Below are 13,019 nucleotides of genomic sequence, written 5' to 3'. Positions count from 1 at the left end.
CTTGGGAAAGCGCATTTGGTAATTGCTCAAATAAGATACACTAGGATGAATGGATAGTGTCTTATAGAGTAATGTAGTACCGGAACGCCCAGCCCCAAGAAGAAATACGACCCTGTTTATTTTATTCATAATCCCCCCAAGCCTTGCACCTTAGATCTTTAAACACAGTCTCACAAACAAACAGCAGATTGCAACCGTCAACCACTAGCTGCGTACTTACACACTATATCATTAACAAAATTATTGCGACCATACCTAAAAATTCACAGCTTCTCGGCTTCCCTCCAACCTCTTTGACCATTGGAGTGACCTAACAGAAGAATTTAGGTTAATGGTTGAGAAAGGGGAACGTCAGCTGGAAGGAATCGGCGTAATCGAAGCACCATGCGACACTCTTTTCTATCATTATCAAATCAATGAAGAAGGGCTTGTCACCAAAGCCAATCTGATTGTTTCAACCACCAGAAATATTCAGGCAATGAATGAATCGGTGCGTTCAGTTGCCAATCAGTACTTGGATGGTCATGAGATTACCGGAGCATTGTTGAATCACTTAGAAGTCACAGTGTGGGCTTATGATCTCTGTCCTTCGTGTGCGACGCATGCGTTGGGTGAAATACCGCTGCAGGTGATGTTGCAGGATGGCGATGAAAAATGGTTAATCATTGTCTAAAACATGAATGGTGAAATTCACCGGTAGCCAGCAGACAGGCCTTATTTACGCGTCCACCAGAGTATCAGCGACAACACGATGGATATCAACAAACCAGTCATCAATGGAAAATAAAAACTGAAATGCTCGCGTTCGATATGAATATCGCCGGGCAAGCGTCCTAATGGCAATTGCGATAGCCAGGGCCATAGCAAGCCGAGCACGAGCAATAAGATTCCTAAGATAATGAGTAACTGTTGCATCGCATTTTATCCAGTCAACATACGAAACATATCATTTTAACTAGTCCTGCTGTGGAAATATCAGTTTATCAGTTTCAAAACCCAGTTCCGCGGCTTTCTGCACAAACCGGTCAAGCAAGGCATTGCTGACCGTTGGGGTTCTCGCCAGCAGCCACAAGTATGATTTGTCGTAGCTGGTCACAAAGGTGTATTGGTAGGCTTCCTTGTCCAGTTCAAACACGATGTAAGCGCCATAAAACGGGCCGAAGAAAGAAACTTTCAAATAGCCTTCCTGCGGATCTCTGACAAAATAAGCTTTGCCTTCGGCTTCTTTCCACTTGTTTTCTGTCGCCGAAAAACCTTTATTGATGACTCTGACGCCGCCATCGTTGCGTAGAAAGTATTCCGCCGTCACGTTGTCAAGCCCGCGTTCAAACGAATGATCGAGCCGGGCGATTTCATACCATTTTCCGAGATACTTGCTGAGCTCAAACCCATCAACCGGTTTGACATTCTGCGGGATCGATAAGCACCCGCTGAGGATAACGCTAAGAAAAAAAATGGATAGCATTCTCATCTCTATGTACTCATGAAGCCGTTAATGCCGGGTAATCAGTATACCCTTCTACGCCCCAGGTATAAAACGTAGCCGGTTTGGGTCGATTTAGCGGAGCGCAAGTCTTGAACCGCGTGGGCAGATCTGGGTTTGCCAAAAAACTGGTACCAAAAGCCACCGCGTCAATTTTTCCTGCGGCGATATCTTTATCCGCCTCTTCGCCGGTGTAACCCATATTGCCGATCAGCACACCTTTATAATGCTGGCGAATCGGCGTCATCACGTCGCCGCTTTGCTGCTGAAAAAAATCACCGCGCATCACGTGCAGATAGGCAAGGTGGTAGTCGTTGAGTCTTTCGGCAAACCAGGTGAATAATCCGACCGGATCGCTATCGATCATGCTGTTGTAGCTGTTCAACGGTGAAATGCGCAAGCCGACGCGATCATTCCCCCACACGGCACTGACGGCTTCAAGCACTTCCAATGTCAAACGCGCCCGATTTTCAAACGAGCCGCCGTAAGGACCTGTACGCTTGTTCGAGCCGTCGCGCAGAAACTCATCTAACAAGTAGCCGTTCGCACCATGTATTTCAATACCATCAAATCCCGCAGTTTTGGCATTTTCCGCAGCTTTCCTGAATCCGGCCACAATGCCTAGCAATTCATCATCGCGCAGTTCTCGTGGAATAACGTAGGGCTTTTTCCCCTCTGGCGTTCGTACTTCATCATCGGTAATGGCGATCGGGCTCGGTGCAACAGGCTGCGCGCCACGGTTTAAAAGCGGATGGCATGCTCTGCCGCCATGCCAGATCTGCAGAAAAATTCTGCCATCAGCAGCATGCACGGCATCGGTCACCCGCTGCCAGCCTGCTATCTGCTTTGCAGAATAGATGCCTGGCTCCTTCCAGAAGGCTGAATTGCCTTCGATCGCCATCGTGGCCTCTGCAATGATCAGACCGGCGCTTGCCCGCTGTGCGTAATGTTCCGCCATCAAAGCATTCGGAACATGCTCATCCCCTGCCCGACAGCGGGTAAGCGGCGCCATGAAAATGCGATTCGGCACATCCAATGCACCCAGTTTTAACGGTGTAAACAGTGTATTCATCCGGCTAAATCTCCAAAGTGTCAGTACCGTCCATTTTAGCGCAAATAAATGAATTGAATTTTTCCTCGATTTTTGCTCTTTTCTCAGATAAATAATTTCCTTATTTTTCATAAGGAAAGAAAAATTTTCTCTTATCTACAACGAGAATGTGAATTAAATGTGAAATATGTGTGAACTTTTTGTGAAGAAACCTATCATATAGATACAAAGCTATTTTAAATAATTTTTATAAACCACAATTAAGGAGATTTTCATGAAAACAAGTCACATTTTTGTTCTGTCAGCTTTAGTTATTACCGGTGCTTACTTCGGCGCTTTGTCATTGTTTGAATTGCCAGAAACTACAACGGAATGGGTTCTTTCAGACATTATTCTTGGAGGGATACTTTATGTGAACTACTTGGTGATTGCTATGGCACATGGCTCATCAAAATCCACAAAGGACTATTCTGAAAAAAAGGTTACCGCATAATTTTTTCTAGTTTAAATTGGGGTTAATGCGAATATCTCAATCGCATTAACCCCATTTTTATTCAAGAATTTAATCAAGCTATTGTTTAAAAATACAATTGTAAGTAGCATCATAACACGTTATAAACGTTTGAATCGCTCGTCCGGATGATCAAGCCAATGCATCAATCCTAGTGTATTCAGTCGAATGTCCGAGCTCAGAAGCTCATCGAGTTCTGCTTGTGGTAATCGGCAACCATGCTCCGATAATCGTTGTAATAATAATTTGCTGAGTGCTTCCGAAATAACGGATTGCCGATTCGTTTTATCATGCCTTGCAGCCTGAGCAATTTCCACATGCGCATCAATCAAGTAGTGCATCGATTCCGCATGATGCATTAAGTTAGCGACCTGACTATAATGTGTTAGATAAGCATAGCGCGGTTGATAGCCCATAATGCGATCGATTGAAGCGTGGGCTGCTTCAGGATCAAATTGCACCGGTGAAGTGGTCGGAAATACAAATTCCAATCCATTGACATCGAATTCCCGGTACGAAACACCGAACGTATCGCCTGTGAAAAAAGACTGACTGCGTTCATCATAGATACAATTATGGTGACGTGCGTGACCAGGCGTATCGAGAAAAAGCAATGCGCGGCCATTGAGATCAATTCGGCTTTCATCGGATGCTTCAATAATCCGGTTAACGTCAATCGGATAAATCTCACCATACACGCGCCTAAATTCTGCTTCCCCATAGACGCCTATTGCGCCAGCGACCAGCCGCGCCGGATTTGCCATATGACTCGCACCGCGTGGATGAACAACCAATTTTGCATTTGGGAACAGACGCATACATTCACTGGCACCACCGGCATGATCAAGATGAATATGCGTCAATATGATGTAAGCAACAGCTTCAATGGCAATATTCTTGTGTTTGAGCGATTCGATCACACCAGGAATGGAAAAAGATGTACCAGTATCAACCAGTGCCGCAGCACCTTTTTCAACGATGAGATGAATAGCCGCCCGCCTGGGACGGTGAAATTGTGCATCAATGGAACTGATGCCGTGTTCATAATCGATTACAAGTGGTAATGACATATTATTCCGGATTTATATGCAAGCTTCCAACACGAGAATTACTACTCAATGTTATTTGGAGGGATGCTTTAATTGTTCAAGGATGGCCGGATTTTCCAGAGTAGAAATATCCTGGGTTATTTCCTCACCTTTGGCGAGTGCGCGTAATAATCGGCGCATGATTTTACCAGATCGCGTCTTGGGCAGATTTTCTCCAAAACGGATTTCGTCCGGTTTGGCAATCGGACCAATTTCCTGTGCTACCCAGTCACACAACGTTTTAGTGATTTGAACTATTTCTTCGCCATGTGGGTACTTCCCCTTTAGCACAACAAAAGCAATCACCGACTCACCTTTAATTTCATGCGGCTTGCCGACAACAGCGGCTTCTGCAACAAAGGGGTTGGCGACCAAAGCCGATTCAATTTCCATCGTTCCTAAACGGTGCCCGGAAACATTCAAAACATCATCAATCCGCCCCATAATCCAGAAATAACCATCCGTGTCACGGTAAGCCGAATCTCCCGCCAGGTAAAATTCTCCATGGCCCATATCTTCCGGGAAATAAGTTTTCTTGAAGCGTTCTGGATCACCCCAGAGCGTGCGGATCTGTGAAGGGAAAGGCTTTTTAATCACCAAAAAACCGCCCTTACCATTTTCTACATCATGACCCGCTTCATCGACGATCGCCGCGAAAATCCCCGGTAATGGAAAAGTACAAGAACCCGGTTTCAACGCAACCGCACCCGGCATCGGCGCAATCATATGGCCACCGGTTTCTGTCTGCCACCAGGTGTCCACAATGGGACAACGTGACTGACCAATTTTTTCATAGAACCATATCCAGGCCTCAGGATTAATCGGCTCACCAACTGACCCCAACAAGCGTAACGAGGATAAGTCGTATTGCGCGGGCAAGTCCGATCCCAGTTTGATTAGCGAACGAATTGCAGTCGGTGCGGTATAGAATGTAGTGACGCGATGTTTCTGGATGATTTCCCAAAAGCGCCCGGCATGCGGATAAGTCGGAATTCCCTCAAATATCACCTGAGTAGCACCCATAGCCAGAGGCCCATAGGTAACGTAACTATGGCCAGTAATCCAGCCAACATCGGCAGTACACCAGAATATATCGGATGGCTTGTAATCAAAGATCCATTGCATACTCAGCTTGGTACCGAGTAAATAACCGGCGCTGGAATGCTGGACTCCCTTGGGCTTACCCGTTGATCCTGAAGTATATAACGTAAAGAGTGGATGCTCTGCGTTAACCCATTCCGGTTCGCACTGGGTACTGCCGCCTTGCGTAATTTCATGCCACCAGACATCGCGTGCTGAATTAAATGGGATTTCGCTACCAGTACGTTGATAAACCACGACCAATTTCACCGATGTCGTGTCACTCATGCTCATCGCTTCGTCAACGGTTGCCTTGAGCGGATTGCGTTTACCACCGCGCACCTGCTCATCAGCCGTAATGACTGCGACTGCACCGGCATCGACAATGCGTTCATGCAAACTTTTAGCAGAAAACCCGCCAAATACTACCGAATGAATTGCACCAATGCGCGCACAGGCTTGCATAGCGACAACAGCTTCAATCCGCATGGGCATATAAATAATGACACGATCGCCTTTCCGGATATTTCTTGATTTCAGCGCATTGGCGAGCTGACAAACACGCTGATGAAGATCACGATAAGTCGATTGAATAACTTCACCATCATCGGCTTCAAAAATAATAGCGATCTTATCCGCTTGTGTTGCCAGGTGCCGATCCAGGCAGTTATATGAGACATTTAATTCACCATCATTAAACCATTGATAGAACGGCGGAGTTCGATCATCCAGTATCTGCGTAAAAGGCTTATGCCAAAGAATCTGTTCTTTAGCCTGTTTTGCCCAGAAACTCAGATAATCCGACTCTGCTTCTGCACACAAAGCCAGATAATTCTGAAGGTTGGGTACATTTGCTGTTCTGGTGAATTTATCAGAAGGCGGAAATATGCGAGTTTCATTTAAAATTGACTCAATGGCTGACATGAAATTCTCCGGAATTCTTTTGTTCGGTACTCTTGAGAAAGATTGTATCATTGGCTTCGCGCGTCATTTGCACTTCTTATTTGAAGAAGGTAAATTTGCGCTCAGAAAATCTGCAAACAACGGGGTGCGCTCTTCAATCTGGAGGTTTCCAACCAGCTTTCGCCCCAAAGGATGGGGAATTGAACCCGTAGAGATTAAAAACAGAATTACTCCAACGCTTCCACAGTGCCGCAGCCAACAGAGGAACTGTCTTACTTCAAGGAAAGACTCTCTAATGCTTTCTGATGATCCCATTTTCCATGAAACAAAAGACCCTTTTTCTCAGGTGTGCGGTCACTGGTCCAGGTTAGATAATTCCCATCCGGTGTAAATACCGGCAGACCATCAAAACCCTCTTTATCAGTCACGCGCACAGCGTCATTCTTGCCATCGACATCAACGATATACAGTTCAAAATTGCGATGCCCATGCACATTCGTTGCAAATATGATGTATTTTCCGGAAGGATGATAAAAAGGTGCCCAAGACATTACATTAAGGCGGGTGATTTGTTTCTGATCCGATCCGTCGATAGCCATCGTAAATATTTCCGCTTCCCGGCCATTTTCCGAGAAACGCCGCCAAACGATTCTTTTCCCATCCGGACTAAAAAACGGACCGCCGTCGTAGGTTTTCGTGTGCGTTAATCGTTTCACATTGGAACCATCCGCGTCCATGATATAAATATCGATCAAAGCGGATGGATTGGCTTTAAACAGCGCGGCTTCCTCATCGGATAATTCCTCCGTATATGCCCTGCGGTTCGAGGCAAATGCAATCAGCTTGCCGTCGGGAGACCAAGAAGCTTCGGCATCGTAACCCAATGTTTTGGTGAGATTCCTGATATTGCCACCGGAAAAATCAGTTTCGTAAATATCGTAATACTCATCGTAATCCCATGCATAAGACTTCTGTTCACCGGATTTCCGGCGCTCAATCTCTGCAACCATTTTGGCTTTAGCTTCCGCATCTTCATGCGTCGATGAAAACAACACTTTTTCCAGCGCCGGATGTACCCACGCGCACGTGGTCTTGCCGGTACCTGGCGATACCTGCGTCACCGCACCAGATTCGACATTCTTCAAAAAAATCTGATAAAACGGATTATCATCTGCCACTTCCGCTTGATAAATCATCCATTTTGAATCGGCACGGTAATACGCTTCACCGGCGCGTTTTTCCTTGACGGAGAGCTGGTGTTCGCCGGTAATGAAGTCGGTAGCATTGGCGTTCAATGCTGCCAAAAAAAACAAAACTGGAAAAAATTTGATTGTGGATTGTAAATAATCCGGCCTGCCAGGAAACATTTTCATTTGATATCAAAATCCTTAAAAATAGATAAAACTCGGTATCAATTGTACAAGTATTCGACAATGCTTGTTAAGCCTATGCCACCGCCGGGCAATAGCAGCGCGAGCAATGACGGTTGTTGAAAGAAAGAAAAAGTTTGCTGCTTCTTGTTGCGAATTTCTGTTACCACCTGGTCCACAGTATTCGCATTACCAAACGCCAAGGATATTCTTCCAGGCCGATCTTCTTCATAGAATTGAAGTATATCCTCGCATTGTTTCTCTGCAGATTTTTTTAATAAAATCAAGGTAATGATCAAATAAATTGACGCGCCGATAAAAACGATTATCAATGCAGGAGAGAACCCCAAATTATCAAATACATTGCTACGACCAATCGCTATCAGCAGCATTAAAACAAAGGGCATATAGATGATGCTGTTAACTCGCTTGAGCAGCCTTGTAATCAATAAAAACCGAAAATAAGGCTTTAATTCTTCGCGTGAAATTCCTGTTCTATTTTCGTGTTCCTCCACAAGTTTTTGAGGCCAATCAAATTGATCAGCAGCGTCAAGCTGATCAATAAATCGTCTACAAGCTGTTGCCTCGTAACCAACCCAGTAAATCAATCCCCACAAAATGGAAAATTGAACAAATGCAATAAAATTATGTAGATTTTGCGTAATCTCACCGCGTGAGGGGAAATTCAAATAGCCTAGTGAAAATATTCCAAAGTAAGTCAATCCAAGTGAAATTGCAGCGGTGCATAAAATCCAAAGGTATCCTTTTGATTTTATCAAATCTGTAATTTTCAGGTACTCAAGCCAAGGTTCTTTGACATTTTTACCTGTCGATGTAAAACCTGAAAATGGCCCAGACCATAACCCTTCCCACCAATGACCATTACCTTTCGATTCTTGCAGCTCAGGTAATTTTAAATCATTTATGATTTCCTTTGCTTCTCTAAGTTTGGTGTAATAATGATGAAAAACAAGGAGAATAAATATGATACCAAAATACCTTATGACCAGATTAGGCCATACACTGACTCCCTCGAGCCAAAGGAATGGTTCACCAGTTTGGTAGTTGGAAAAATTATCCAGGCAATACCACAAAAGAATAAAGCCAATAGCCGCACAGCTAATTACACTTCCTATTACTGTAACTAAGCTCTCTGCGACAGACTTAAACGATAGATAACCGAGAATTAGGATTGTTGAGATTAATATGAGTAATTGAGAAATTACTTTTGTATCGATTTCTTTTTGACGCTCTTGCTCAATAGCATCGCAGCCTAATAAATACTTCGTGACACATCTATCGTTATTATTTTCTATATTTTTTTGAGGAAACCTTGTATCAGCAGGATCTTTTATCCATGTATCGAGATAATCTATCGGAGGTGACGCAAGATGTACTGCTTGCGCCCTTCCAATTTCAAAAATTTGAGGCTTTAACAATCCATCTAATTGTTGTGTCTGCTCAATCAATTGTAGCTTCTGCGATTTAGCTGGCCATTCATTTATCCAAAGCTGCGCCCAATTATCGATTTTTGTCGTTGGAAAATTTAATGCCAGTAATGTCGCAAGATACATCGAAGTCTGGTAACTATCGCGGAATGGCATAGTTGTGCCTTGCAGTTCCGGGCGGAGCGTAAAATCAAAATTGCTGGCAACGATCAGATTGCGCGTCCATTTTTTTTGATCAGCATGTAAGTAACGTGCATCCAGTTCGGTCGTAAAAAAGATTTTGTGTTTAAAACGATCACGCAAGGCTTGCAATATCAGTAATTTGTCGTATACATCATTACCAAAAATTCCGATTGCTTTGATCCGGTTGGTTCCTAACCCTTCGCCACGATCAATCTCCTCAATCTTATCGATAAGTCGCCTCAAATAATCGAATTGGTTGCGTCCTTCCGCGTGTTCAGGTGACGCGTCATCCAATTGGGCGATTAAATTTTTCTGTTCTTTTTTATCTTGCGTATCTTGTGATTTCCTGCTTGATTCATCAAGATCAGGCAATTTGCCATCCAATCCACGCAAATAAGTAAAATTTGCTACAAGTTGTTTTTCATTTTCCTTTTTAGCACATTGCTCATTATTAACTGAATCAATGAAATGTTTAGTTAATAATCGGGCATATAATGAATCTTGCTCGCTAATAATTATCAAGCCATCTTCACATTCATCTTTGATGAATGGAATCTTACGATTAACGCCGCGCTGTCCTAGTTCCCAGATCAGTGCTTTGGCAAGATTTATATCTTGTCCGATCGTGCGAAAAATGGATTTATCGGCAAGCTTCTTGGTGATTTTTTCCTTTATACATTCTGCTTTCTTAGTATCAGTATCTTTATCACATTGATTATCTTTCTTAATAGCATCAAATAAATCCTTATCTGAAATAGTTGCACTGGATGAAATTATTTTGAATGAAGCAGATAGCCCATCTATTTCCGTAGATTTCATCAACTCGACCAGGAGTGATGTGTTGGTTGGCCCAATTAAAGAAAAATCAAACTGCCCTGATTGAATCTTTTTTAACCCATTGAATAGAACTTTAATGAAATTCCCATACCCTGTAGCAGGGATTTTGTCTTCATTTAACCAGAGTATTAGTACCTGCTTTTCAAAACTATCCTTAAACCATTCATAAGGCACATCAATAGAGGGACAATGTGTCCCAACATCAGAGACGCATGATGGCTCCAAGCGATAAAAATTTATATGCTCAGTATCTTTAGCAAAGTATCCTCGTGCACCAAGTGCAGAAACTACTGCATAACGATAACGTTGCCGAAATTCAGTCAATTCTGGATAGGAGCTACCAAAAACACTGATAGCGATAATTCTTAGATCTGTATCGTTTTGAATCTTGCTCCCGATTTCTTTCCTAAATTCATCTATCGATTTAGGCGAAAGTTTTTTTTCAGCTTCCTTATCTTGATTAAGATGTCGCTCAACGGCCGCAATCGGATCTTGCCATAAGCGCGCATCTACTTTACGAACATCGGACGATAATAGCTTGTTGGTATATTGTGAATCGTGCGGGCGTGAGCTGGTTAAAGGATTGATTAATGTACCTGTAGCAAGCATTATCAATAATAAAATCGGGATCAGGCCGGTTTTTGAATCGTGATTATTATCGGCTGCCATAGCTTTTTTCTCGCTTCATGAATTTTTATGTCTTATGTCAAATGCCCAGAATTATGTTGATGTTATGCGGTTCATCTCAAGAAAACAATGATGTTTGATATGATGCGAACTGGCTGTTAGTAAAATAACATTGCAGCGCAAATCGTGTAAAAATCTGGATTATTGTCAGAATTCATCAAAGAAAAACTTCCAAACAAGAAAAGGGAAAATGCAAAAATTAATAAATCGCAGTGTGGCAGTGCTCTTCTTCATCATCTGCGCGCTCTACAGTCTCGTTACTTTTGCAAGCACCTCAACTTTCCATCACCAGATGCAAATCCAATTGTCGCCGGATACCTCGGAAATCCGGGTCAAAGACCATATTCAGATTCCAATGCATGTGCAGAATCAAGAAATACCCACGCAACTTGATTTCTTCCTGCATGCCGGTCTGACGATTGCGGATATACAAGGCGCTCAAATTAAAGCACAGGGAAGTGAAGTCGCTTTAAAGTCCCGTTCAATTTCCATTCAACATTACACTTTAACGTTGCCCCCCGGTCAGAAGGAATTCACGCTGCATTTCCGTGGAAAAATCAATCACCCGGTGCAAGACCCTGGACAGGAATACTCGCGCAGTTTTGGTTCCACGCCGGGAGTGATTTCTCCGGAAGGCGTGTTTCTAGCCAATTCCAGTGCGTGGTATCCGCAGTTTGAAGCTGATGCGATGGTGTCATTCCGCCTGGATATTCAAGTGCCTGCCGATTGGGATGTGGTCAGCCAGGGTACGTTGGTGCGTGAACAGAAAACAGCCGAAACTCAGAACGTAGTTTGGGAAGAAACACAGCCGCAGGACGATATCTATATCGTCGCGGGCCGCTATCAGCGCTACACACAATCCGCCGGTGCGGTGAATGCTTTGGTTTATTTGCGTAGCGCGGATGAGGCGCTGGCGCAGAAATATTTGGACACCACCGCGCAATATATTGCCATGTATAACAAGCTGCTCGGCCCCTACCCGTACACAAAATTCGCGCTGGTCGAGAATTTCTGGGAAACCGGCTACGGCATGCCTTCCTTTACGCTTCTCGGCCCAAAAGTGATTCGCTTTCCTTTCATTCTGCATTCGTCGTATCCGCATGAAATTCTGCATAATTATTGGGGCAATGGCGTGTTTGTCGATTACGCCAAAGGCAATTGGGCTGAGGGCTTAACTGCTTATCTCGCGGATCACTTGGTCAATGAACAACGCGGCAAAGGCGAGGAATATCGCCGCGACGTGCTGCAGAAATATGCTGATTTCGTCAATAAGGAAAAAGATTTCCCTATCATCCAGTTCGTTTCGCGCCATAGCGCCAGCTCGGAAGCCGTCGGCTACGGTAAGACCATGCTATTTTTCCACATGCTGCGTCAGGAATTAGGCGATGAGGATTTTGTGCGCGTATTGCGGCAATTTTATAAGCAGTTCAAATTCAAACAAGCGACTTTTGCAGATTTGCTCACGACGATCAACGCAACCAGCGGCCAAGATTTTTCCGCGCAGTTTGAACAATGGGTGCATCGTACCGGCGCGCCCGATTTATTACTGCGCGATGCAGAAACCGAGCGCACGGCAGATGGATTCAAACTCACACTGACGGTTGAGCAAACGCAACCGGGCGATCTTTATCGTCTGCACATTCCAGTTTCCGTCACGCTGGAAGGTGAGGATATGGCGACACAATCGCACATCACTATTGATCAGCGAACGCAAACCATCGAAATGGATTTCCACGCCCGCCCGGTGCGTATCGACCTCGATCCGCATTTTGATGTGTTCAGGCGCTTGGATAGTCGTGAAATCCCTTCCGCGTTGTCGCAGGGTTTTGGCGCAGAAAAACCATTACTGATTCTGCCTGCGCGCGCAGACAAAAAAATCTTAGGAGCCTATCGTGCGCTGGCGGCGAATTGGCAGAAAACCCAATCGAACCAACTGGAAGTGATTACGGACGATCAACTCACCGCTTTGCCCGCAGATCGCACCGTCTGGATCATGGGGTGGCAAAATAAATTTGCTGAGACTGTCGCCAAAACTTTGGCGGATCGTGGTGTGACTTATCAGCAGAAAAAATTGCAACTGGAGCAAAAGACCTATCCGCAGGCGGAGCACGCCGTCGTATTGACCACCCGGCAACCGTCCAATCCGGATAAAACGCTGTTATGGATCGCATCGGACAACCCCAAGGCGATCGCCGAGCTGGCCAATAAATTGCCGCACTACCGGAAATACAGTTATTTGGTATTCAAAGGCGACGAATTAACCAATATCGACAAAGGTCAATGGCCGATCACGCAATCGCCGCTCTCGCAATGGATCAAGCAGAAAGACAATTACACCGTTCACACGACGCATACCGGCATCTCCAAACCGCGCCGCG

Annotated in this window: 10 protein-coding genes; 3 read left to right on the top strand and 7 right to left on the bottom strand. The window is 44.5% G+C overall.

Translation table 11 applies throughout. The annotated features are described in order from the left end of the window. The first annotated feature begins 331 nt into the window (after window positions 1–331). Window positions 332–673: a hypothetical protein gene (locus K2P83_RS11530; RefSeq protein ID WP_292929327.1), complete on the top strand. Its 342-nt coding sequence runs from the start codon at window positions 332–334 to the stop codon at window positions 671–673. A 41-nt stretch (window positions 674–714) separates the two neighbouring features. Here the strand turns inward: K2P83_RS11530 and K2P83_RS11525 are convergent, their stop codons facing one another. The 3 genes from K2P83_RS11525 to K2P83_RS11515 are packed head-to-tail and all read right to left on the bottom strand — an operon-like array spanning window position 715 to window position 2,555. After that, window positions 715–915 carry a DUF2905 domain-containing protein gene (locus K2P83_RS11525; RefSeq protein ID WP_292929325.1) on the bottom strand — a complete coding sequence of 67 codons (201 nt, stop codon included), beginning with the start codon at window positions 913–915 and terminating at the stop codon, window positions 715–717. Window positions 916–955: 40 nt separating this feature from the next. Further along, window positions 956–1,471: a lipocalin family protein gene (locus K2P83_RS11520; protein ID WP_292929323.1), complete on the bottom strand. Its 516-nt coding sequence runs from the start codon at window positions 1,469–1,471 to the stop codon at window positions 956–958. 10 nt (window positions 1,472–1,481) lie between these two features. After that, a complete protein-coding gene (locus K2P83_RS11515; protein WP_292929321.1) occupies window positions 1,482–2,555 on the bottom strand; it encodes an alkene reductase in 1,074 nt (357 codons plus the stop codon). A 253-nt stretch (window positions 2,556–2,808) separates the two neighbouring features. Between K2P83_RS11515 and K2P83_RS11510 the strand changes: the two genes are divergently transcribed. Next, window positions 2,809–3,027, top strand: coding sequence for a C4-dicarboxylate ABC transporter (locus K2P83_RS11510; protein WP_292929319.1), 219 nt, complete (start codon window positions 2,809–2,811; stop codon window positions 3,025–3,027). A 119-nt stretch (window positions 3,028–3,146) separates the two neighbouring features. On the opposite strand, the gene K2P83_RS11505 is transcribed toward K2P83_RS11510, so the two are convergent. The 4 genes from K2P83_RS11505 to K2P83_RS11490 all read right to left on the bottom strand — a co-directional run bounded on the left by K2P83_RS11505 (window position 3,147) and on the right by K2P83_RS11490 (window position 10,623). Next, a complete protein-coding gene (locus K2P83_RS11505) occupies window positions 3,147–4,115 on the bottom strand; it encodes an MBL fold metallo-hydrolase (protein WP_292929317.1) in 969 nt (322 codons plus the stop codon). Window positions 4,116–4,166: 51 nt separating this feature from the next. Next, a complete protein-coding gene (gene acs, locus K2P83_RS11500) occupies window positions 4,167–6,137 on the bottom strand; it encodes an acetate--CoA ligase (protein WP_292929315.1) in 1,971 nt (656 codons plus the stop codon). Between the two features lie 251 nt (window positions 6,138–6,388). Next, entirely contained in the window at window positions 6,389–7,489 is a 1,101-nt protein-coding gene (locus K2P83_RS11495) for a biopolymer transporter Tol (RefSeq protein WP_292929313.1), read from the bottom strand. A gap of 38 nt (window positions 7,490–7,527) precedes the next feature. Further along, the gene (locus tag K2P83_RS11490) at window positions 7,528–10,623 is read right to left on the bottom strand and encodes a hypothetical protein (RefSeq protein WP_292929311.1); all 3,096 of its coding nucleotides are present in this window, start codon (window positions 10,621–10,623) and stop codon (window positions 7,528–7,530) included. 208 nt (window positions 10,624–10,831) lie between these two features. Between K2P83_RS11490 and K2P83_RS11485 the strand changes: the two genes are divergently transcribed. Next, on the top strand, window positions 10,832–13,019 hold a 2,188-nt coding region (locus K2P83_RS11485), incomplete at its 3' end, for a M1 family aminopeptidase (protein ID WP_292929309.1).

Origin of the sequence: Nitrosomonas sp., assembly GCF_019752415.1 — a bacterium.
In the GTDB taxonomy this organism is placed as follows: Bacteria; Pseudomonadota; Gammaproteobacteria; order Burkholderiales; family Nitrosomonadaceae; genus Nitrosomonas.
This window is presented reverse-complemented; position numbering and strand designations above follow the sequence as displayed.